This window comes from Sphingomonas tabacisoli (assembly GCF_042678385.1).
Classification (GTDB): domain Bacteria; phylum Pseudomonadota; class Alphaproteobacteria; order Sphingomonadales; family Sphingomonadaceae; genus Sphingomonas_B; species Sphingomonas_B tabacisoli.
Map to the genome: position 1 here is coordinate 909,341 of NZ_JBHUDY010000001.1, position 20,945 is coordinate 930,285.

Consider the following 20,945-nt stretch of genomic DNA (forward strand, 5'->3'; position numbering starts at 1 on the left):
CGATGCCGCTGGCGGATCGCGCGCTCATTGTCGGTATCGACCGTTATTCGGCGCTGGGCGCGCTGTCCGGCGCCGAACGGGACGCTGCCGCCTTCTACGACTGGGTCACGACCGCGGGCGGGGTTCAGCCCGCCAACGCCACCAAGATCGTGTCGAGCAATTTCAAAAAGGCGCCCAAGAGCAAGCCGTGGAACGAGCGACCGGCGCAGCAGGCGATCGACGATTTCTTTCATGCCGTCCAGGCGGCCTCGGACGCCAACAACGCGGCGGGCGAGGGCCCCCAGGTCGGCAAGCGGCTTTACATGTTCTTTTCAGGGCACGGCTTTGCGCCGGCACTCGACAGGTCCGGCGTCCTGATGGCCAACGCCTCGCCGGCCGCGCCGATCAACGTTGCCGCGATGCTATGGGCTAACCGGATGTATGAAGGCGGGTGGTTCGACGAAGTCCTGCTGTTCCAGGATGCTTGCCGTCAGCCGATGCGGCAGGCCGATCTGTCGCCTCCCTTCCTCGTCTCGCTCGGTCTGTCGGGCCTGGAGAAAAGGCGCCGCTTCATTGCGCTCTCCGCCAAGAACGACCAGCTCTCGCTCGAGAAGAAAATCAATGGCGCCGACGTGCGGGGCGTGTTTTCCGTGACGCTTCTGGACGCACTCAAAGGCGGCGCACGCGATCCGCTGACGGGCGAAATCACGGCCGCACAGCTCAAATCCTATCTTCAGTCGAACATGAAAACCTTGTTGACGTCGCAGGAACTCGCCGATCCGGAAATCGCCAGCCAGCCGGAGGTTTTTGATCCGGACCCGTTCGTCATCGTCGGCCCGCCGCCCGGCTGGGCCGCGGCGGTGGCCGAGGAATTTCCGGTTTCGATCGGCCTCAAGGGATCGCGCGATGCGCGGATCCTGGACCACGACCTCAAGGACCGGATCGTTCAGGCGGGCGCTCCCGATCCATGGCCGGTGACGTTGCCGCGCGGCCTCTTCCGGGTCCTGGCTCCCCCCTATAGCAGCGAGGTGTTCGAGGTGACCGGCGCGCTGCGGCCCAATGGAGTCAAGGAGGTGACCAATGTCGCCGTCCAATAGCGTGCTCAGGATCAGGTCTGATGATCCCACGGCCCAGATCAAAGTCCTGGATGCGTCCGCCAACATCGTCGCTCAGGGATTGCGCTCGCTGGAAGCGCCGCTTGCGAATGGCCTGTACAAGATTCGCGTCCGCGTGGGTTCGTCGTCGCAGGAGCGTCTTGTCGCGCTCGACGACCAGCTTCCCGAACAGACGTTTCCGCGGCTGGAATTCGCTTCCCCAATTCCGATCGATGGGACCGAGCGCAGCCACGAATATCACCAGGACGCGATCAAATGGGCCTGGGATCATCCCGCGCCGGCGCGGGGCGCCGGATCCCGACTGCTCGTCTGCGCGCGCGAATGGTCGCCGGGCGGGACGCGGGGCCACCCCAATCCCGCGGCGTCGTTGTCCATCGTGCTGCCGTCGGGCGAACGCATTCCCTTTGCATCCGTCGCGCACGTGCGTTCGCAAGGGGACGCCATTGCCGTCGGCGTCTTCGACGTGAATCCTGGCTTCTATTCCATCGAAGTCGAGCTGCCGGACGGGAGCCGCCTGCGCCGTGCGATGCACGCCAGCCCGGGCTGGGCCACTCAGCTCTATATGCTTTTTCACGGCGTTGGCGATCAGAGGGTTCCCAACCTGGCCGATGGGTCGGCGGTGATCGCCAAAAGCCCCGTGGTGCATGACGAAGAAACCCGATTGGCGGAAATCGCTCTCGACGCGCTGACGCAGCATCGAGCGATCCTTTCGGACCAGATGCGCGGGCTGTTGTCGGGCAAATTCAGCCAGCCTTTATTGGGGCTGGTCGGCGCTCACCTGCTTCTTCGCGACGGGGTGAGTGACCTGGTCCACAAGGTCGTGAAAAACCTTGTCCGCATGCTGGGCGCCGATCATCCCGACGTTGTCGCGATCAAGACGAAGGTCGACAAGACTGTGCCAGGCGCGGTGACGGAGCCGCCGATGCTTCGGGCAAGCTGGGATTTTCTCGTGGAAGCGAGCGGCACAGTTCCGCAGCTCATCCCGCCGACAACGCCGGCCGGTCAAATGGCCGAGTCCGTCGTTCCCGCCGGAGCCTGGCTGGTGTGGCAGCCCGCAGGCCAAGGCGGCTCAAAGCTCGAAGTCCTGCGCGCCTATCTGCGCGCGCAGTCTCGGGATTCATTTGCGTCGGATGACGCAAGCCCGAGTTTCGACGCGGCCCCTGCCGATCTGGGCGAAGCCGCCCGTGCCGATCTCGCCATCGCGCTCGGCCTCCCGCGTCCGGCGCTCGACGGTCTTCTTGCGAGGCTCTGATCGACGCTCCCGTCCCCGCTTCCGATCTCGTGCTCGGCGAGGCACGCGCGTCGGTCCAGCGATCAGCGCTGGCGCCTCCGGCCGGCTTTTCCGCAAATCTGGGGGCAGCGCGCTGCGTCATACTCGAGAGCAATCCGAGAGACCTGCAGCTCGCAGTGCCGTTTCTTGTGAACGAGGGCGTGTGGATCGGACTGTTGGTTCCGCCGAGCACCGATCTCGTGTCGGCGACAGTGGACGGAATCGCGCTCGCGTTCGCAGACATCGGAGAATATCCGAGTGGCGACCGCTTCCTGCGCTCTGCGCCTTTTGGCGGAGACGGCCGCGACGCGAATGTCGAAGTGACCTTGTACGACGAGCAGGGAACTCTCGGCATGCGCCTGGCGCTGATGGCCTCGTCGGCGTTCACCGCACGCTTCGGAGCCGGCGTGAACGACCAACCTGCGCCGACGACCTATGGCAAATGGCGGCTGCCCTGAGTTCGCGCATTTTGATCAGGCGTGGCGAGAAACTCTGTAAGTTTCATGTAAATCTTTTGTCGGTTTGATGTAAAAAGAGCCTCGCCGGGAGTTGACGAGGCTCTCTTTTCTCATAGAAGCGAGCCGGAGCATCAGATGTTGCTTCAAACGCATTACGCGCCATCATTGTCCGGTGTTCCGAGTGAAGTAAAAAGTTTCTTTTTACAATGAACCAGAGCGCGGATTCGGTGTTTACCTGCTTGAGCGAAGGCGTCTGCCGTGCGGGGTGCAACGACAGCTCAGGGAGCAGGACGAATGAGAAATTGGGTGCTGGCAGCCGCTGCGGCGGCAGTCTTCGCAGGTCCCGCAAGTGCGGCGGTGATCACGCTTCAAAGTATCACGAATAATGGCCCGAACAACTTCACGTTCAACTATCAGGGCACGCTCAATCCCGACGAGGGCGTGCGCACGGGCGACCGGCTGATCATCTTCGATTTCCGCGGCTATATCGCCGGGTCGGTGTTCTCGAACCTCGCCAACGTCACGGCGACCGTCGAGAACAGCTCGAACGTTCCGGTTATCACCCCCGGCCAGTCCGACGATCCGAACATCCCGAACCTGGTGTTCACCTACACAGGACCGAACTTCCAGACCACGGGCGGCCCCTTCGCGTCGATCGACTTCAACGGGCTCGGCGCGCGTTCGACCTTCGGCGGCACGGCGTTCGACGCCTTCTTCGCCCAGACGACGAAGAACACCCCGCCTGCCGAAGCGATGACCGTCTCGTATCAGGTCGGCACTGTTCGCGTTCCCGCGGGCGTTCCCGAACCGGCAAGCTGGGCGATGATGCTGGGCGGCTTCGGCCTGCTCGGTGCGGTTGCTCGTCGCCGAAATGCTGCTGCGCACGTCATCGCGTAACCGACCCTGTTCTGAGCGAGTGAAACCCCGCCGGCCCATGATCGACGGGGTTTCAGGAAGCGTCGCCGTCAGTTTTCGGAGAACATCATGAATCGAACAAGCGCATGTTTGGCAGTCACCCTCGCTGCCGCCCTTTCTGTCGGCAGCGCGCCCGGCCAGGCCAAGGGCTGCATAAAGGGTGCGCTCGCCGGCGGGGTCGCCGGCCATGTCGCGGGCCATCACGGCCTGATGGGTGCTGCAGGCGGCTGCGTCGCTGGCCATTATTACGCGAAGCATAAGGCGCGGCAAAAAGCGGCAGCGCACGCGTCCGTGCATCGCTAAGCGCTTACGACGGCACGCGTCTTGGCGATGCCGGCGAGCACGCGGCCGATCGGTCGGCAGAGCATCCTGCTTTCGGCGACATGATCGAGCAGGAGGTCGTGGTCGCGTATCGTCATGGTGCCGTCGGCCGGCGTGTCGGCGATGTCGTGCATGACGAGGATTGCCCATTGGCGTCTGGCGCGGGCCCGGTCGAGGTATCGAAAGACATCGTCCAGCGACCGTGTGTCGTAGCCTATGGCGAGCGCCTGCATCTTGTAGGGATGCTGCCTCACCCATTGCGGCGCGTTCGGTTCGCCTTCGCTGGTGCGCGCGCTGTGCAGGCCGAGTCGCCGCAACCGATGCTCGAAGCGAAGCATCTGCACGGTGGCGCTGCCGGAGCCGATATCGGTCACGTCGCACGGATAGGCGAAATCGCGGTCGCGCCTCGGTCCGAACGTCCGGTCGAGCCACGCTTCCATCGGCGCAATCTCGCGCTCGAAATAGTCGCTCGCCCGGATGTCCTGCAGGTCGCAGCGGTGATGGACGGTGTGATCCGCGACTTCGTGGCCGGCCCGCCCGACCGCGATCCAGTCCTGGACCCGCGGCGCGATGTTGGTCCAGGTGACGAAGAATGTGCCCCGCAGGCCGTGCCGCGTCAGCGCCGGGGCGGCGATGTCGAGATGGCTGGGCAGGCCGTCGTCATAGCTGAGGCTGACTGCCCCTTCCGGCCACGGCTCCGATGGATCGGCACGGCCGCCGCAGCCGAACAGTGGCAGGCTCAAGGCGGCAATGAACTCGCGACGATTCACCCCTCATGCTCCCCTCCGTGCAGCGACATGATGCGAGATTGTCGCATCGGCCGCAATTGCGTGGGGACAGGGGAGGGCGGTAGCCGCTCGCGCTATTTCAAGGTTTTCAGATAGCCGATAAGCGCGGCGCGCTTCTTCGCATCGGGAACGCCGGGGAAGATCATGCGCGTGCCGGGCACGGCCTTCGTCGGGGCGGTGAGGAAAGCGTCGAGGCTGGCGGCCGTCCAGGCGCCTTGCTGCGCTTTCATTGCCGGCGAATAATTGAAGCCCGCGACGGACGCCTTCTTGCGGCCGACCACGCCGGCGAGGCTCGGCCCCAGCCGGTTCTCGCCGGCCTTGGTCGAGTGGCAGGCCGCGCAGGACGCGAAGCTGGGATCGACTTGCGCCTGCGCGGCGCCGGCCGTCCCGGCGAGCGCGAAGAGGACGAGGGTCTTGGCGAACGACATGAGAGAACTCCGAAGCTGGGCCGAAAAGGTCAAAGGCTCATGCCGCCATCGACGACGATGTTGGAACCGGTCATGAACAGCGCCTCGTCGGACGCGAGCAGCACCGCCACTTCGGCGATTTCCTGCGTCGTGCCGATCCGCCCCATCGGCTGGCGGGACACGAACGCAGCGCGTGCCGCCGCCTCGTCTCCCTGGGCGCGCAGGCGCTCGGCGAGGGAAGGGCTGTCGACCGTGCCGGGGCTGATCGCGTTGCAGCGAATGCCTTCCGTGACGAAGTCCCGAGCGACCGAGAGCGTGAGGCCGATCACCGCCGCCTTGCTGGTGCCGTAGGCGAAGCGGTTGGGGGCCGGCATCACCGACGAGACGACCGATGCGATGTTCACGATCGATCCCCGCTGGCGCTGGCGCATTCCGGGCAGGAAGGCGCGAATGGTGTTCGCCATCGACATGACGTTGATCGAGAAGCTGCGCTCGAGATCGGCAAGCGACCCGTCGAGAATGGTGCCATTGGCGACCCAGCCGGCGCAGTTGACGAGCACCTCGACATCCGGATGCGCCGCAGCGACCTGCGCCACTTCGTCGGCGTCGGTCACATCCATGCGCGCGGTGCGCACGCTGCCCTCGCCCGCAAAGGCGACATCCAGTTTATCTTGCTGCAGGTCGGTTGCGATGACGGTCGCGCCTTCGCGCAGATAGGTCTCGGAAATAGCGAGCCCGATGCCTTGCGCCGCGCCCGTGACCAGGCAGATCTTTCCGGCAAGTCTGTTCGACATTCGAATATGCTCCGTCAGGCCGCGTAGAGGCCAATGCCGCCGTCGACCCGCAGGACCTGGCCGCTGATGAATCGACTTTGGTCCGATGCCAGAAAGGCGACGGCGTCGGCGATCTCTCCCGGGACGGCATAGCGGTCGAGCGAGGGGCCTTCCTCCATCATCTTGGGATCGGTGGTGCGGGTGGCGAGGAAGCGGGCGGTCTTGGCCGGGCCCGGGCTGACGACGTTCACGCGCACGCCCGCCGGCCGCATCTCCAGCGCGAGGCAGCGCGTGTAATGGACGATCGCGGCCTTGGCGCAGCCATAGATGACTTCGGGCGAGACCGCCTGATGGCCGTTGAGTGATCCGAAATTGACGATCGCGCCTTTGTTGCGGGCGGCCATGCCGGGCGCGACCGCGCGGCACATCAGCATCGTGCTGATGAAGTTGCGTTTGAAGACTGCCATCGCATCCGCCATGCTGATGTCGACCGCGCCATTGGGGTTGGGCTTGGTGCCGGCCGCGCCGATGTCGCCCCCCGCGCAATTGACCAGGATCGAGACCTGCCCAAGCCTGCTTTCGACCTGGCGCACGATATTCGCCACCGCTTCCTCGTCGGTCACGTCGCCGGTGACGCCGATCGTGCGCGTGCCTCCGCAACCGAGCGCCGCTGCGACCGCCGTGAGATTGGGGCCTTCGCCATACTGGGCCGGCGCATCTTCGTCGATGTCGTGGACGGCGACGTCGGCGCCAAGGCTGACGAGCTTCTCTGCAATCGTATGGCCCAGCCCGCGCCCGGAGCCGGTCACTAGCGCGACCGCGCCCTTCAGGCTGCCCGAACGCTGGACAGCCAACTCCGAATTCGGCGCAATATCAGCCATTACCCCTCCATCTGCATACAGTCTGACTTGCGCTTTCAAAGCATTTGAATTCAGAAGCGAAGCCGTGCGATTGCCCTTTGAATGCCGGTAAGCGGGTCGATTGACAACCCGCAATCTGCATTTAGTATACAGATTTGCAGGCAAGGCAGACTCGACTGAAGATTGAGCGCCGGTGTGGGGAGGAATGGAACTTGAGTGAAATGCCGCCATCAGCCAGCCTGACACCTGACCAGCGGCGCAGCCTCGTGCCAACCAAGGTGCGCTACGGCGTGGTAGGCTTCGCGCTGTCGCTCGCGATCCTGTCCTACATCCAGCGGGTCGCGATTTCGCAGGCGGCGACGCCGATTGCCGCCGACCTTCATCTGGACAAGCAGCAGCTCGGCGCCGTGCTGGGTGCGTTCGGGCTTTCCTACGCGCTGTTCGAAATCCCGATGGGGCTGTTCGGCGACAAGATGGGCGTCCGGCGCGTGCTGGCGCAGGTCGTGCTCGCCTGGTCCGCCTTCACGGCGCTTACCGGGGCGGCCTGGAACCTGACTTCGCTATGGATTGTGCGGTTCCTGTTCGGCGCCGGTGAGGCGGGCTGCTTTCCGAACCTCACGCGCATGCTGAGCCAGTGGCTGCCGCGCGGCGAGCGCATCAAGGCGCAGGCGCTGATGTGGGCGTCGACGCGCTGGGGCGGGGCCGTGACGCCGCCGCTCGCCCTGTTCGGCATCAATCTGTTCGGCTGGCGCTGGAGCTTCGTCGCTTTCGCGCTGCTAGGCGTGGTCTGGTGCGCCGCGTTCCTGCGCAGCTTCCGCGACAATCCGCGCGACGATCCCCGCGTGAATGCAGCGGAACTCGCCCTGCTCGAAGAGTCGCAGGCGCTGATTTCGCACAAACATTCGGAAGGCTGGTTCCGGTTTCTCTTTCGCCCCAAGCCGCTGATGCTGATGGCCCAGTATTTTTGCTGGTCCTATGTCTGGTATTTCTTCGTGACCTGGCTGCCGACCTATCTACGCGAGGCGCATGGCCAGAGCGCGGCGGCGACGGCGGGCCTGGCCGTACTGCCGCTGCTGTTCGGCGGCTTCGGGTCGCTGGTGAGCGGCCTGCTCCCGGTGCGCATTTCGCGCCGTTGGGTTGCGGTCGGCGCCTTTGCCGCGGTCACGGTTCTGCTCCTACTTGTGCCGCACGTCTCGAACGTTGCGATCGTGATCGCGATGATGGCGGCGATCAGCTTCTGCGGCGATCTGACCGTCCCGATCTCCTGGAACTCGTGCGTGGAGGTCGGCAAGAGCTACACGGCAACCGTCTCTGCCGCGATGAACATGTTCGCGAACTTTTCGGGCTTCATCGCGCCGGTGGTGGCGGGCGTGATCCTCGCCCACAACGGCAATAACTGGAACCAGGTGCTCCAGCTCATGGCCGTCTTCTCCGCACTCGGCGCGATCCTCTGGATCCTGCTCGATCCGTCGGCGGAGCGGAGCGCGCGCCAAGGCCCGGTCGCGCTCGAGGAAAGCCTGCAACCCTGAAGCGCCACCGGCGCGCCCAACAACCAAGGTGATGTGATTTGAAGATCGATTTGACGGGTAAGACGGCGGTGATCGCCGGCGCGAGCGGCGGCCTCGGCGAGGCGATGGCGCACGCGCTGTCGGACGCAGGCGCGTCGATCGCGCTGGTCGCGCGCAATGCCGAAAAGCTCCGGGCGCTCGCCGAGGCGCTGACCGCAAAGGGCGGCACCGCGGCGACCTTCACCGCCGATCTGGTCAATGAGGACGACGTCGCGCGCCTGGCCAACGACGTGAATGCGCGCTTCCCCAACCCGCAGATCCTGATCAACAGCGCCGGCACCAACATCCGCAAGAACCTGGTCGACTTCTCGCTCGCCGAGTTCCGCAGCGTGCTCGATTCCAGCCTGATCAGCACGTTCCTCGCCTGCCGCGCCTTCGTGCCGGGGATGCAGGGCACCGGCTATGGCCGGATCATCAATCTGGCCTCGATGCTGGCGCATGTCTCGCTGCCGGCCCGGACGGCCTATTCCTCGGCAAAGGCCGGGTTGCTGGGCTTCACCAAGGCGCTTGCGCTCGAGCTGGCCGATCAGGGCATCACTGTGAATGCAATGAGCCCCGGCCCGTTCGGAACGCCAATGAACGCTCCGGTGATGAACGATCCCGTCGCAAACGCGCAGTTCCTCGCCAACCTGCCAGTCGGGCGCTGGGGCAAGGTCGAAGAGATCGGCGCGCTCGCCTGCTATCTCTGTTCGGACCTCGCCGGCTTCGTGACGGGCACCGACATCACCATCGACGGCGGCTGGACCGCGAAGTGACGATCCACACGAACAATCGGAGAGGTATGCGCATGCGTAAAAAGCTGATGGTGTTGGGCGCGCTTGCATGCGCGGCGTCGCTGGTGACGGCGGCTGGGTCGCAGCCGCCAGCTGCCGGCGTCGACAGGAACGGCGTTCCAACGGGCGCGGAAAAGCCCCGCATCCCCGGCCAGAACCTGGCCGGCATGCACATCTACATCCGCGCCGGGCTCAAGACCCATATGCCGGGCCAGCACGATTATCCGCAGTTCCTCGCCGACTGGAGCAAGCTGCTGACGATGCACGGCGCGGTGGTCGACGGATCGCTCCACGCGCCGACGGCTGAAGAGCTCGCGAACACCGATGTGATGGTCGTCTACAAGGGCGACATGGGCTTCATGACCGCGACCGAGCGCGCGGCGCTGCACGATTTCGTCAAGCGCGGCGGCGGGCTGGTGATGCTGCACGACGCGCTGTGCGGACCGGACCCGGCGGAGATGGCCAGCTATGTCGGCGGCGGCAAGAAGCATGGCGAAGTCAACTACACGCTCGACGCGAAAGTGCCGTACACGATCGTCGACCGCAACTCGCCGATCATGAAGGGCATGACCGAGATCACGCTCGATCCCGAGGAATCCTTCTACAAGATGACCTGGGCGCAGAGCCCCAAAATCCATGTGCTCGCGACCACGGTGATCGACGCCACGCCGAGCGCGCGGACGGGCGGCGGCGTCGGTCAGGTCGTGCCGCAGATCTGGACCTATGAGCACACTCTCCCCGGCGGCAAGCCGGCGCGCGCGTTCGTCTGGATGCAGGGGCATGAATACGCCAACTTCGCCAACCCGCAGGTACAGGCGATGCTGTTGCGTGGAATCTCATGGGCCGCGCACCATCCGGTCGACGAGCTCGTCGACTACAAACAGCCCGAAGCGCCGGCGCGGCCCGGCCGGAACGGCTGAGCCGATGCGGCTGCGCGTTGCGCTGATCTCCGCTGTCCTGCCGCTGCTCGCGCAGCCGGCAGCGGCCGCCGATTATGTGGTGTTCCGGAACGACGTGGTGGTCGACCGGCCGCTCGATAAAACCTGGGCGCGGATCGGCGGCTATTGCGCGATCGCGGACTGGCTCAAGGTCACCTGCGAGCAGGTGTCCGGCTCCGGCGATGTCGGCAGCGTGCGCAAGCTCAACGGCTCCACGATGGAGACGATGGTCGCCTGCACCGCCCATTCCTACACCTATTGGCAGACCGTGGGCGCGATGGGCGCGACTTCATATCACGGCACCCTGCAGGCCGATCCGGTCGGCAAGGGCAAGACGCGGCTGACTTACACGATCTTTTACGATCAGTCGGCGCTCGCCTCGGATGCAGTGCGGGCCAGCGAACGGACGCGTCTCGCTACGCGGTTCGTCCAGCCGCTCCAGGAAATGAAGAGATTGGCGGAGAGAAAGTGAGCGGCTTCCTGAGCAACAAGATCCATCGCCGGCTGTTGGTCGCGGTGCCGGCGATGCTGCTGACGGTGTCGGTCGCCTTCGCGCAGCAATCGCCGCAGCGGCCTGCCAACACGGATGACGACGCGGCCGCCGCGGTGCAAAAGCCGGCTGGCGCGTCTGCCGCTCCGGCGGGCGGAAATCGCGCCGGCGGACGGATGACCAGCGCCGAGGCGACGCGTGCGTTCCTTGGCCTCGGCGTCGCGCCCGATGCGGCGGCGGCGGAGCGGGGCAAGCCGATCTACGCGCAGAACTGCGCCGGCTGCCACGGTCCGGACGCGCGCGGCGGCATCGGCCCCAACCTTCTCTATTCGTCGCAAGTCCTGGACGACGATCATGGCGAAAAGCTCGTCCCGTTCCTGAAAGTCGGGCGGCCCGACAAGGGCATGCCTCCGTTCGCCGGCACGCCCGATCGCGACCTGACCGACGTTGCCGAGTTTCTGCACCTGCAGGTTGAGAATTACGCCAATCGCGGCACCTATCAGAACAACAACAATGTGCTGGTCGGCAACGCCAAGGCGGGCGCCGCCTATTTCGCGAAGAACTGCGTCCAATGCCATTCGGTGACGGGCGATCTGAAAGGCGTCGGCGGGCGCATCCGCCCGCTCGATCTGCAGCGGGCGATGATCTTCCCGCCGCGTGAGGATCATCCGAAGCGCGCGATCCGTGCCACCGTCACCACCGCGGCCGGCACGGTCGAGGGCGTGGTCACCAGGATCGACGATTTCGTCGTGGTGCTGACCCAGGACGACGGCACCGTCCGGCCGTTCGCGCGTGGCGAAGGCGTCACGGTCGCGCTCAAGGACCCGCTCGCCTGGCACAAGGACTTCGCTTTCCGCTTGAAAGACAAGGATATGACCGATCTGGTGACGTATCTCGGGGGCCTGAAATGACCCGCCGCGGAACCGTCCCGCTGCTCGGCGCCGTTCTGGCCGCAGCCCTCGCCAGTGCCGCGAGCGCGCCGGCGAACACGCTCGACGCGGCCAAGCTGGGCCAGCCGCCGGTCGATAGCTGGCCGACGCATCATGGCGACTTTACGGGCCGGCGCTTTTCGACGCTCAATCAGATCAACGACCGCAATGTGCAGGCGCTGCAAGTCTTCTGGACGTCCCGCTTCGCCGATGTCGGCGCCCAGCGCGGCGCGCCGCAGCCGGTGATTAAGGGCACGCCGCTGATGGTGAACGGCGTCCTCTACGTGACGCTGCCGAACCTGGTTTATGCGCTGGACGCGCGGACCGGCGTGCGGTTGTGGACCTACAAATGGGTCGACAAGGGCGGCCATCTGGTCGGCAACCGCGGCGTCGGCATGTACAAGGACTGGCTCTATTTCATGGGGCCGGACAATTGGGTGATCTGCCTCGACAGCGCGACCGGCAAGGAGCGCTGGCGCAAGGAAATAGCCGACGCGCGCAAGCAGTATTTCTCGACCTCGGCACCGGTCGTGGCCGGCAATCACGTGCTGGTCGGCGTGGGCGGCGACGCGATGGACATTCGCGGCTTTCTGGTCTCGCTCGATCCGGAAACCGGCGAGGAACAGTGGAAATTCTATGTGACGCCGGGCGCGGGCGAGCCGGGCATCGAGACCTGGCCGGACGCGGAATCGGCCTCGCACGGCGGCGGCGGCACCTGGATGCCGGGCACCTACGATCCCGAGCTCAAGACGTTGTACTGGGGCACCGGCAACGCCAATCCTGTCTATGCCGGGCAGGGGCGGATGGGGGACAATCTCTACACCGCCTCGATCGTCGCGCTGGATGTCGAAACGGGCAAGCTGCGCTGGCACTTCCAGGCGATGCCGCACGACACCCATGATTATGACGGCACCAACGTCCCGCTGATCTACACCCGCAAGATCGGCGGCAAGGACCGCAAGCTGCTGACCTATGGCGGCCGCAACGGTTGGCTGGTCACGATCGACCGCGAGACCGGCAAGCCGCTGCTGTCGACGCCCTATATGGACGGGTTGAAATGGGTGAAAGGCGTCAACCCGAAGACGCTCGAGCCGATTTCCGATCGCGACAACGATCCGAAAGTCACCGGCTCGATCGGCAACACCAACCCGACCAATTGGTACAACCCGACCTATAGCGACACGACCGGGCTGTTCTACATCAACACCGTCCGCGGCCTCAGCATCTATTACCTGTACGACACCAGCCCCAAGCCGGCCGGCTATGGCGGCGGGCCGTCAGGGGGGCTTGGCGAGAGCCAGCGGATCCTGATGGCGATCGATCCGCTGACCGGCAAGCATGTCTGGGAACATCCCTATCCCAATATCGGCAGCCCCGGCAGCACGGTCGGGCCGGGCCTGATGTCGACTGCGGGCAACCTGCTTTTCACCGGCGACGATCAGAACAACATCATCGTCTATCGCGGGACCGACGGCCGCATCCTCTGGCACTACAAGGCGCCCGCGAACCAGTCGAACGGCCCGATCACCTACATGCTGGACGGCAAGCAGTATGTCGTGCTGGCGGCGGGCGACACGCTGTACGCGCTGACGCTTCCGGACGGGCAACCCGCAGCGGCGAAGCGATGATCCCGGGCCTGCTTGCCCTGGCGTTGGCAGCGGCCGCGCAGCCCGTCGTCGCGGCGCCGGCTCCCGTTGCCTCCGCGCAACCGCTACAGGTCCGCCAGATCAGGCCCGATTGCTACATGATCACCGGCGCGGGCGGGAACGTGACCGTGTGGGTCTCCGATCACGGCCTGATCTTCGTCGACGACAAGCTTGGCGGCGCGGCCAATTTCGACAATCTCGTCGCCGCTGCCCGCTCGATCAGCAAGCTTCCGGTGCTGGCAGTGTTCAACACCCACCACCATGCCGATCATATCGGCAACAACCAGCGCTTTATCGACGCGAACGTGATGGTGATCGGCGCGGACGGGCTCGCCCGGCGGCTCGCGGCCATGCGGCCACCGGCTGACGGCAATCCCGGCCCGGCATCGCCCAATCTCCAGTTCACGCAAGATTTCTCGCTGGTCATGATGCGCGGCCGCGTCGAAGCGCATCACCTGACGCCCGGCCATACCGACGGCGACTCCGTGATCCTGTTTCCGGCGGCCGGCGTGATCGCGATGGGCGACCTGCTCGTCGCTGCCACGCCGACATTCGACTATCCCGGCGGCGCGAACATCCGGGGCTGGATCGCCGCACTGGATAGCGCGCTGAAGCTCAAATGGGACTTGGCCGTGCCGGGTCACGGCGACGCGCCGATGACGCGCAGCGACGTCGAGGCCTTTCGCGCCAAGCTGGCGACGTTCCTCGATCGCGCGCGTGCTGCGGTGCGAACGGGCGTGCCGCGCGACCGGCTGATCGCCTCGATCCGCACGGACGATCTCGGCTGGACCTGGAACGAACGCTCCTGGCTGCCGGCGCGGCTGGATGGGCTTTGGACTGAAGCGGGCGGCGCATGACCAGCCGGCGAAGCAAAAGGGAGTTTGGATGTCTGTGACCGTTACGCGCGCGCTGCTTGCTGGCGCCGCTGTCTGCCTGGCCGCGCAGCCCGTGTTCGCGCAGGAAAGCGTTTCGCGCACTGATTGGCCGAGCGTCGGGCGCGATCTTGGCGGTCAGCGCCATTCGCCGCTGACGCAAGTGACGCCGGCCAATGTCGGCCAGCTCCGGGAGGCCTGGACCTATCACATGAAGGCGGGCACGCCGATGGCGTCGAGCAGCCGCTGGCTGCTGGCCGAGACGACGCCGCTGGTGATCGGCGCGACCATGTACCTGACTTCGCCCTATGGTCGCATCGTCGCGCTCGAAGCGGCCACGGGCGCGGAAAAATGGGTGTTCGAACTTCCCGACCAGGACACGGCGTCGCTGCGCGGCGCCTCCTATTGGCCGGGGGAGAAGGGCCATCCCGCAGCGCTGTTCTTCGGCACCCGCAACGGTAAGCTTATCTCGGTCGATGCCGCGACTGGCACCCTCAACAAGCGCTTCGGCAAGGGCGGCATTGTCGACCTGAGGACGCCCGAGGTGATGACGACGGGCATGGACAAGTCCTACATCCTGCCGTCCCCGCCGATTATCTACCGCAATCTCGTGATCACCGGCGCCGGGCCGGGCGAAGGACCCGGCGGCGATGGTGGCGGCCGCGGCCCGGCGGGCGACACCCGCGCCTGGGATGCCCGCACCGGCAAATTGGTGTGGACCTTCCACTCCGTTCCGCGGCCAGGCGAGTTCGGCCACGACACCTGGGGCGGCGATAGCTGGAAGGACCGCTCCGGCGTCAACGTCTGGGGCTATATGACGATCGATGCCGCGCGCGGGCTGCTCTACATGCCGTTCGGCGCGCCCAATAACGACCGCATCGGAACCGACCGGCCCGGCAACAATCTCTTCTCCAGCTCGGTGGTCGCGGTCGATGCGGCCACCGGCAAGTATCGCTGGCACTTCCAGGCGACGCACCACGACGTGTGGGACATGGATACCCAGTCGCCGCCGACGCTGATCGACGTGCGCCGCGGCGGCAAGGTCATTCCCGCGCTGGTCACGGTCAACAAGAACAGCCTGATGTTCGTGCTGGACCGCGTGACCGGCAAGCCGATCTTCGGCGTCGAGGAGCGGCCAGTGCCGCCGAGCTCCGTGCCGGGCGAGCAGCTTTCGCCGACCCAGCCTTTCCCCGTCGCGCCCGAGCCGCTCGCGCAGACCACGCTTAGCCGCGACAATCTCTACAAGGGCGTATCCGAGCATCAGAGCTTCTGCGAGCGGCTCGTCGACGACAATAATATGAAGCTCGGCCCGGTCTACACGCCGCTGGAAGTCGACCGCTACACCGTGTCGCTTCCCGGCACGCAGGGCGGCGTCAATTATTATGGCGGCACCTTCGATCCAAAGCTCGGACTGTTCATCGCCAATGTGAACAATCTGGCGCAGCCGATGCGGCTCGTGAAGGGGCCGGATGGCGCCTATGTGAACTCGGGGCCGCTCGCCGGCACGGTGCGCTTCTGGAACCCGGAAACCCATCTCCCCTGCGGTCCGACGCCCTGGGGCCAGCTGGTCGCGGTGGACGTGAACACCGGCAAGATCGCCTGGCGGACGACGCTGGGCGTCACCGACAGCTTCCCCGCCGGGCAGCAGAACACCGGGCGTCCGGGCCTGGGCGGCGCGATCACCACCGACAGCGGCCTGACCTTCATCGGCGCCACCGACGACGCCCGCTTCCGCGCGTTCGACACGCGGACCGGCAAGGAAATCTGGACCTACAAGCTGCCGGCAGCGGCCCAGGCGACGCCGATCACCTATTCAGTGGGGGGCAAGCAATACATCGCCATCGTCGCCACTGGCGGCGGCCTGATCGGCGCCAAGGCCGCGAGCGATTCCGTCGTGGTCTTCAGCCTTCCGTGAAGAAAGCAGTCGGTATGCACATGCGTAGCTTGTTCCTCCTGGGCGCCGCCGGCGCGATCGGCATCGGTGCGGCGACTGCAACCTTGGGCCAGACCGCGCCCGTGCTTCCGGCAGGTCCGGGGCATGACGTGACGGTGCGCGTCTGTTCCGGCTGCCATGCGCCGGAAGTCGCCGCGCGGCAGCGGCTCAGCAAGCAAGCCTGGGCCGAGACGGTTGACCTGATGGCCAGCCGCGGCGCCCAGGCCACCGACGCGGAGCTTGCCCAGATCGTCGATTATCTGAGCACGAACTTCCCGGCGTCGGCCGCTCCGGCGCAACCGCCCGCTCCCAGCGCCCCGCACGGATAGAGCGAATGAAGGCGGGGCAGGGGGCGCTGTTTGCGGCGGGCGTGGCCGCCCTGATCGGACTTGCGGCCGGACCAGGCCGCTCGCAAACTTTCGCCGCCACCGGCAAGACCGCGCCCCAGGTCGTGGCGGAAACGTGTTCGGGCTGTCACGGCGCCGATCTCTCCGGCGGCCGCGCCCCGAACCTCCGAAGCGCCGCGTTTCTGTCCGGCCATAGCGACGACCAGCTTCGCACGATCGTCGCGAACGGCGTTCCGGGCACCGAGATGCCCGCCTTCAAGGATATGCTGAGCAGCGAGGAAATCGCCCGGCTCGTCGCCTTTATGCGGACGCCGGCAAAGGCGAAGTTCGAAGCGCCGCCCTATGTCGCCGATCCCGATGGGCAGGTCGTCCATGGCCGGAAGCAGACCTTCCGCGTCCAGGTGCTCGCGCGTGGCTTCGAAGTGCCGTGGGGGCTCGCCTTCCTTCCCGACGGGCGGCTGCTCATCACCGAACGGCGAGGCGCGCTGCGCATCATCGACCGGCAGGGGCATCTGCTGCCCGATCCGGTCGCCGGCACGCCGCGCCCCTGGGTGCGACAGGACGCCGGCATGCTGGACGTGGCAGTTCACAGCGGCTGGGTCTATCTCGCCTACACCGAAGCGGCGCCCGGCTATTCGGGGCCGGTGACGGCGACCGAGAGCCCGCCATCCATGACCGTCCTGATCCGCGGCAAGCTCGATGCGCACAACCGCTGGGGCCAGACGCAGGAACTGTTCCGCGCGCCCACCGCGCTCTACACGCCGAGCGGCTCCCACTACGGCACCCGCTTTCTGTTCGACGGCCGGGGCCATGTCTTCTTTTCCCTCGGCGACCGTGGCGACATGAGAAACGCCCAGCGGCTGGACACGCCGCTCGGCAAGATCCACCGCATAAACGAAGACGGCACCGTGCCGCGCGACAATCCGTTCGTCGGCCGGCCGGGCGCGGTGCCGACGATCTGGAGCTATGGCCATCGCAACCCCGAAGGCCTCGCCTTCGATCCGCGTACCGGCTTGCTCTGGGAATCGGAACACGGCCCCGAGGGCGGGGACGAAATTAATGTGATCGAGAAAGGCCATGATTATGGCTGGGGCGTCGTCTCGATGGGGCGGCAGCCCGGCATCACGCTGCAGAGCGCGCCCGGCATGGACCCGCCGATCGCCTATTACACGCCCGCAATCGCCCCCAGCGGCATCGCTTTCTACACCGGCACTCGCTTTCCGGGCTGGAAGAATAGCCTGTTCGTCGCCGGTCTGGTTGGCCAGCAATTGCGCCGGCTGGAAGTGAACGGCCGACAAATCGTCTCGCAAGAAGTCGTGTTCAATCAGTTCGGCCGGGTGCGCGCGATCGCTCAGGGCCCCGACGGCTTGCTCTACCTGCTGCTGCAGGCGCCGACCGGCCGCGGGACGGGCATTCTCGTCTCCGATCCGTCTCCCGGCATCGTGGTCAGGCTTCTTCCGGTAACGAACAACGGGAACTGACGATGCGCACTTCCATTCTCGCGGCGACCCTCGCTTTCCCCGCCGCGGCGCACGGGGCGACCGCCAGCATCGCGCCTTTCGGTGAGGCGCCCGACGGTGCCGTTCGTCTCATCACTCTGGCGAACGGGCACGGCATGACCGTCCGCTTCTCGACGCGCGGCGGCGCGATCACCGCGATCGAAGTGTCGGACCGCAAGGGACGGATCGCGAGCGTGGTGCTCGGGCGCCCCGATTTCGCGGGCTGGGAGAAGGCGGGAAGCTTCAACACCGTGGTTGGCCGCTATGCTAACCGGATCGGCGGCGGCGGCTTCACGCTCGACGGCCGCTTTTACCCGATCGCCGGCGCCAACGCGCACAAGGTCATTCTTCACGGCGGCCCGAACGCTTTCGCATCGCGCATGTGGACCGCCGAGACATTCGAGCGGCCGGACGCCGCGGGCGCGGTGATGAGCTATGTCAGCGCGGACGGAGAGAATGGTTTTCCCGGCGCGCTGACCGTGCGGATGACCTACACGCTCACCGAATCCAATGTGCTCAGGATCGACTATCGCGCGACGACCACAAAGCCCACGGTCGTGAACCTGACCAACCACACCTATTTCAACCTGGGCGGCGACGAGTCCGGCCCGGTCTATAATCAGATCATGCAGGTGTTCGCGAGCAAGGTGACGCCGACCGATGCCGATCAGATCCCGACCGGCGAACTCCTGGCCGTGGACGGCACTCCGTTCGATTTCCGGCGGCCCACGCGCATCGGCGATCGGGTTTTCTCGCCGGACCCGCAGATGATGATCGGGCAGGGGATCGATCACAATTTCGTGCTCGACCCGGCTCCCGCCGGGGCGCTGCGGACCGCCGTCCGCTTGCAAGACCCGGAAAGCGGCCGGCAAATGGAAGTGCGGACGACCGAGCCCGGCGTGCAGATCTATTCGGGCAACCGCCTCGACGGCACGATCGTCGGCGCACACGGCCGCACGCTGCGCCAGAGCGACGGCATCGCGTTCGAGACGCAGCACTTCCCCGACAGCCCGAACAAGCCCGCTTTCCCGACCACGGTCCTGCGTCCGGGGCAGGTGTTCCAGTCGACGACGGAATATGCCTTCTCGACCGATGCGACGCCTTTCCCTGAAGAGCCGGCGCGGTGAGGAAGCTGGCCGCAGCGGCCATCATGGCGCTGGCGTCACCCGCCGGCGCCGCCGACCGCGATCTGCTGCGCGTCATCGTCATCGATGTGGAGGGTGGTGCCGCCACGCTTTACGTGACGCCCGGCGGCCGCTCGCTGTTGGTCGATACCGGCTGGCCCGCGAACATGGGCGGACCTCCCGGTCAGCCGGGTCCCAGCAGTGCCGATCGCATCATCGCGACCGCGAGAGCCGAAGGGCTGCGGCGGATCGATTACCTGATGGTCAGCCATTATCACGTCGATCATGTGGGCGGGGCGGCCGAGTTGCTCGGCAAATTTCCCGTCGGCACGGTGATCGATCACGGCCCCAATCGCGAGCGGCCGGAGCCCGGGAAAGGGCCCGGTCCATCGGCGCCCGCGACGCTCTATCCGCGTTATCTCGCGGCGATCGGCGCGCGGCCGCACCGGGTGATGAGGCCCGGCAACCGGCTCGACGTGGATGGGCTGGTCGTGACGGCGCTCGACAGCGATGGCGCCGTCCCGGCACGTCCTCAGCCTGGCGCCGGCGCGCCGGGAACGGATTGCGACAAGGCGACGCCGAACGCGCAGCTTGGCGGCGAGGAGAATCCGCGCTCGCTCGGCTTCGTCGCGTCGTGGGGAAAGGCCCGCCTGCTGTCGCTTGCCGACACGACCTGGGAGATGGAGGCGAAATTGGTCTGCCCGCGCGATCTGATCGGGCCCGTCGACCTGATGCTCGCCGACAATCACGGCTCCGCCAACAGCAACAATCCCGTCCTGATCGCGACGGTTCGCCCGACCGCCGCCGCGATCGCAAACGGGGCGACCAAGGGCGCCGATCCCTCGACTTATGCAACCCTCACCGCCCAGGGCAGCGCGGTCTGGCAGGTTCATTTCGCGACGCGGTCGCCCTCAGCCAACGCGCCCGAACCGCAGATCGCCAATCCGCAAGGACAGGATGCGCGTTACCCGCTCCGCATCGGCGTCAGCCGCGGCGGGTCGGTCACGCTGACCAACCCGCGCAACGGCTTCAGCATCACCTATCCGAAGCGCGGCCTTTAGGCGCCGCAGACGCTGCGGCGAACCTGCTGCCGCTGTTCGCCGAGACCGTCGATGCCCAGCGTGATCACGTCGCCTTCCTCAAGGAAGCGCGGCGGCTTCATGCCCATGCCGACGCCGGCCGGCGTGCCGGTGCTGATGATATCGCCCGGCTGCAGGCTCATGAACTGGCTGACGTAATGGACGAGGAAGGGCACGTCGAAGATCAGGTCCGCGGTCGTGCCGGTCTGCATCCGCTCGCCATTGATTTCCAGCCACAGACCAAGCGCATTGATATCGGCCACCTCGTCCAGCGTCACCAGATAGGGACCGAACGGGCCGAACGTGTCGCAGCCCTTGCCCTTGTCCCACTGGCCGCCGCGCTCGAGCTGATATTCGCGCTCCGACAAGTCGTTGACCACGCACAGGCCAGCCACATGATCCAGCGCCTTTTCGCGCGGAACGTAGCGCGCTTCCTTGCCGATCACGACGCCCAGCTCGACTTCCCAATCCGATTTCCTGGACGTCGGCGGGATCAGCACTTCGTCGTTGGGCCCGATGATCGCCGACGTGGCTTTGGTGAACAGGATCGGCTCCGTCGGGATCGCCATGCCGGATTCCGCGGCGTGATCGCGATAGTTGAGGCCGATGCAGAGGAACTTGCCGACATTGCCGACCGGCTCGGCCAGCCGCACGTCGCCCGAGACCAGCGGCAGGGTCGCGGGGTCGAGCTGACGGATCGCGTCCAGCCCCGACGCCAGCACCGCCGGATCGATGTCCGCAACCGTCCCCGACAGGTCGCGGATGCGCCCCTCGCTATCGAGCAGTCCGGGCTTTTCGGCGCCGCGCGGTCCGTAACGCAGTAACTTCATATCCCTCGTCCTTTATGGGCAGCCCCTATCG

22 protein-coding genes are annotated in these 20,945 nt (G+C 66.1%); 17 read left to right on the plus strand and 5 right to left on the minus strand.

The features are described 5' to 3' along the window. The first annotated feature begins 2 nt into the window (after window positions 1–2). The 5 genes from ACFSCW_RS05005 to ACFSCW_RS05025 all read left to right on the plus strand — a co-directional run bounded on the left by ACFSCW_RS05005 (window position 3) and on the right by ACFSCW_RS05025 (window position 4,040). Entirely contained in the window at window positions 3–1,076 is a 1,074-nt protein-coding gene (locus tag ACFSCW_RS05005; RefSeq protein ID WP_380887509.1) for a hypothetical protein, read from the plus strand. Beyond that, window positions 1,060–2,346, plus strand: coding sequence for a hypothetical protein (locus ACFSCW_RS05010; protein WP_380887511.1), 1,287 nt, complete (start codon window positions 1,060–1,062; stop codon window positions 2,344–2,346). The genes ACFSCW_RS05005 and ACFSCW_RS05010 overlap by 17 nt, the downstream gene beginning before the upstream one ends. A gap of 155 nt (window positions 2,347–2,501) precedes the next feature. Further along, a complete protein-coding gene (locus ACFSCW_RS05015) occupies window positions 2,502–2,822 on the plus strand; it encodes a hypothetical protein (protein WP_380887513.1) in 321 nt (106 codons plus the stop codon). 294 nt (window positions 2,823–3,116) lie between these two features. Beyond that, complete coding sequence (locus tag ACFSCW_RS05020; protein WP_380887515.1) at window positions 3,117–3,719, plus strand: PEPxxWA-CTERM sorting domain-containing protein; 603 nt, start codon at window positions 3,117–3,119, stop codon at window positions 3,717–3,719. A 108-nt stretch (window positions 3,720–3,827) separates the two neighbouring features. Beyond that, complete coding sequence (locus ACFSCW_RS05025) at window positions 3,828–4,040, plus strand: hypothetical protein (protein WP_380887517.1); 213 nt, start codon at window positions 3,828–3,830, stop codon at window positions 4,038–4,040. Here the strand turns inward: ACFSCW_RS05025 and ACFSCW_RS05030 are convergent. The 4 genes from ACFSCW_RS05030 to ACFSCW_RS05045 form a co-directional block, all read right to left on the minus strand. Continuing rightward, window positions 4,037–4,828, minus strand: a complete 792-nt coding sequence (locus tag ACFSCW_RS05030; protein WP_380887519.1) for a polysaccharide deacetylase family protein — start codon at window positions 4,826–4,828, stop codon at window positions 4,037–4,039. The genes ACFSCW_RS05025 and ACFSCW_RS05030 overlap by 4 nt on opposite strands. A 92-nt stretch (window positions 4,829–4,920) precedes the next feature. Continuing rightward, window positions 4,921–5,274 carry a c-type cytochrome gene (locus ACFSCW_RS05035; RefSeq protein WP_380887521.1) on the minus strand — a complete coding sequence of 118 codons (354 nt, stop codon included), beginning with the start codon at window positions 5,272–5,274 and terminating at the stop codon, window positions 4,921–4,923. 29 nt (window positions 5,275–5,303) lie between these two features. Then, the gene (locus ACFSCW_RS05040) at window positions 5,304–6,047 is read right to left on the minus strand and encodes an SDR family oxidoreductase (RefSeq protein WP_380887523.1); all 744 of its coding nucleotides are present in this window, start codon (window positions 6,045–6,047) and stop codon (window positions 5,304–5,306) included. A 14-nt stretch (window positions 6,048–6,061) separates the two neighbouring features. Further along, window positions 6,062–6,907, minus strand: a complete 846-nt coding sequence (locus tag ACFSCW_RS05045) for an SDR family NAD(P)-dependent oxidoreductase (RefSeq protein WP_380887525.1) — start codon at window positions 6,905–6,907, stop codon at window positions 6,062–6,064. A gap of 200 nt (window positions 6,908–7,107) precedes the next feature. Between ACFSCW_RS05045 and ACFSCW_RS05050 the strand changes: the two genes are divergently transcribed. Genes ACFSCW_RS05050 through ACFSCW_RS05105 form a run of 12 tightly spaced genes read left to right on the plus strand, consistent with a single transcriptional unit; the run spans window position 7,108 to window position 20,066 of the window. Further along, window positions 7,108–8,415 (plus strand): MFS transporter, encoded by a 1,308-nt coding sequence (locus ACFSCW_RS05050; protein WP_380887527.1) that lies wholly within the window; start codon window positions 7,108–7,110, stop codon window positions 8,413–8,415. Between the two features lie 38 nt (window positions 8,416–8,453). After that, window positions 8,454–9,209 (plus strand): SDR family NAD(P)-dependent oxidoreductase, encoded by a 756-nt coding sequence (locus tag ACFSCW_RS05055; RefSeq protein WP_380887529.1) that lies wholly within the window; start codon window positions 8,454–8,456, stop codon window positions 9,207–9,209. 32 nt (window positions 9,210–9,241) lie between these two features. After that, on the plus strand, window positions 9,242–10,147 hold the full coding sequence (locus ACFSCW_RS05060; RefSeq protein WP_380887531.1) for a ThuA domain-containing protein: 906 nt from the start codon (window positions 9,242–9,244) through the stop codon (window positions 10,145–10,147). A gap of 4 nt (window positions 10,148–10,151) precedes the next feature. Then, complete coding sequence (locus ACFSCW_RS05065; protein ID WP_380887533.1) at window positions 10,152–10,637, plus strand: SRPBCC family protein; 486 nt, start codon at window positions 10,152–10,154, stop codon at window positions 10,635–10,637. After that, on the plus strand, window positions 10,634–11,566 hold the full coding sequence (locus tag ACFSCW_RS05070; protein ID WP_380887535.1) for a c-type cytochrome: 933 nt from the start codon (window positions 10,634–10,636) through the stop codon (window positions 11,564–11,566). The genes ACFSCW_RS05065 and ACFSCW_RS05070 overlap by 4 nt, the downstream gene beginning before the upstream one ends. Further along, entirely contained in the window at window positions 11,563–13,212 is a 1,650-nt protein-coding gene (locus ACFSCW_RS05075; protein ID WP_380887537.1) for an outer membrane protein assembly factor BamB family protein, read from the plus strand. Before ACFSCW_RS05070 ends, ACFSCW_RS05075 begins: the two co-directional genes overlap by 4 nt. Then, window positions 13,209–14,087: an MBL fold metallo-hydrolase gene (locus tag ACFSCW_RS05080; RefSeq protein ID WP_380887539.1), complete on the plus strand. Its 879-nt coding sequence runs from the start codon at window positions 13,209–13,211 to the stop codon at window positions 14,085–14,087. The genes ACFSCW_RS05075 and ACFSCW_RS05080 overlap by 4 nt, the downstream gene beginning before the upstream one ends. A gap of 28 nt (window positions 14,088–14,115) precedes the next feature. Next, window positions 14,116–16,017: a pyrroloquinoline quinone-dependent dehydrogenase gene (locus tag ACFSCW_RS05085; RefSeq protein ID WP_380887541.1), complete on the plus strand. Its 1,902-nt coding sequence runs from the start codon at window positions 14,116–14,118 to the stop codon at window positions 16,015–16,017. Window positions 16,018–16,037: 20 nt separating this feature from the next. Then, window positions 16,038–16,364, plus strand: coding sequence for a c-type cytochrome (locus ACFSCW_RS05090; RefSeq protein WP_380887543.1), 327 nt, complete (start codon window positions 16,038–16,040; stop codon window positions 16,362–16,364). A 5-nt stretch (window positions 16,365–16,369) separates the two neighbouring features. Then, window positions 16,370–17,863 (plus strand): PQQ-dependent sugar dehydrogenase, encoded by a 1,494-nt coding sequence (locus ACFSCW_RS05095; RefSeq protein ID WP_380887545.1) that lies wholly within the window; start codon window positions 16,370–16,372, stop codon window positions 17,861–17,863. A 2-nt stretch (window positions 17,864–17,865) separates the two neighbouring features. After that, entirely contained in the window at window positions 17,866–19,008 is a 1,143-nt protein-coding gene (locus ACFSCW_RS05100) for an aldose epimerase family protein (protein WP_380887547.1), read from the plus strand. Then, window positions 19,005–20,066 (plus strand): ComEC/Rec2 family competence protein, encoded by a 1,062-nt coding sequence (locus ACFSCW_RS05105; protein WP_380887549.1) that lies wholly within the window; start codon window positions 19,005–19,007, stop codon window positions 20,064–20,066. Before ACFSCW_RS05100 ends, ACFSCW_RS05105 begins: the two co-directional genes overlap by 4 nt. Here the strand turns inward: ACFSCW_RS05105 and ACFSCW_RS05110 are convergent. Continuing rightward, complete coding sequence (locus ACFSCW_RS05110) at window positions 20,063–20,914, minus strand: fumarylacetoacetate hydrolase family protein (protein ID WP_380887551.1); 852 nt, start codon at window positions 20,912–20,914, stop codon at window positions 20,063–20,065. The two genes, ACFSCW_RS05105 and ACFSCW_RS05110, sit on opposite strands and share 4 nt — an antisense overlap. Window positions 20,915–20,945 lie beyond the last annotated feature (31 nt).

Coding starts and splice junctions, on each gene's coding strand:
- ACFSCW_RS05065 (WP_380887533.1), top strand. CDS start 10,152: ATGCGGCTGCGCGTTGCGCTGATCTCCGCTGTCCTGCCGCTGCTCGCG.
- ACFSCW_RS05040 (WP_380887523.1), bottom strand. CDS start 6,047: ATGTCGAACAGACTTGCCGGAAAGATCTGCCTGGTCACGGGCGCGGCG.
- ACFSCW_RS05100 (WP_380887547.1), top strand. CDS start 17,866: ATGCGCACTTCCATTCTCGCGGCGACCCTCGCTTTCCCCGCCGCGGCG.
- ACFSCW_RS05085 (WP_380887541.1), top strand. CDS start 14,116: ATGTCTGTGACCGTTACGCGCGCGCTGCTTGCTGGCGCCGCTGTCTGC.
- ACFSCW_RS05005 (WP_380887509.1), top strand. CDS start 3: ATGCCGCTGGCGGATCGCGCGCTCATTGTCGGTATCGACCGTTATTCG.
- ACFSCW_RS05110 (WP_380887551.1), bottom strand. CDS start 20,914: ATGAAGTTACTGCGTTACGGACCGCGCGGCGCCGAAAAGCCCGGACTG.
- ACFSCW_RS05045 (WP_380887525.1), bottom strand. CDS start 6,907: ATGGCTGATATTGCGCCGAATTCGGAGTTGGCTGTCCAGCGTTCGGGC.
- ACFSCW_RS05050 (WP_380887527.1), top strand. CDS start 7,108: ATGCCGCCATCAGCCAGCCTGACACCTGACCAGCGGCGCAGCCTCGTG.
- ACFSCW_RS05095 (WP_380887545.1), top strand. CDS start 16,370: ATGAAGGCGGGGCAGGGGGCGCTGTTTGCGGCGGGCGTGGCCGCCCTG.
- ACFSCW_RS05060 (WP_380887531.1), top strand. CDS start 9,242: ATGCGTAAAAAGCTGATGGTGTTGGGCGCGCTTGCATGCGCGGCGTCG.
- ACFSCW_RS05010 (WP_380887511.1), top strand. CDS start 1,060: ATGTCGCCGTCCAATAGCGTGCTCAGGATCAGGTCTGATGATCCCACG.
- ACFSCW_RS05090 (WP_380887543.1), top strand. CDS start 16,038: ATGCGTAGCTTGTTCCTCCTGGGCGCCGCCGGCGCGATCGGCATCGGT.
- ACFSCW_RS05075 (WP_380887537.1), top strand. CDS start 11,563: ATGACCCGCCGCGGAACCGTCCCGCTGCTCGGCGCCGTTCTGGCCGCA.
- ACFSCW_RS05080 (WP_380887539.1), top strand. CDS start 13,209: ATGATCCCGGGCCTGCTTGCCCTGGCGTTGGCAGCGGCCGCGCAGCCC.
- ACFSCW_RS05035 (WP_380887521.1), bottom strand. CDS start 5,274: ATGTCGTTCGCCAAGACCCTCGTCCTCTTCGCGCTCGCCGGGACGGCC.
- ACFSCW_RS05020 (WP_380887515.1), top strand. CDS start 3,117: ATGAGAAATTGGGTGCTGGCAGCCGCTGCGGCGGCAGTCTTCGCAGGT.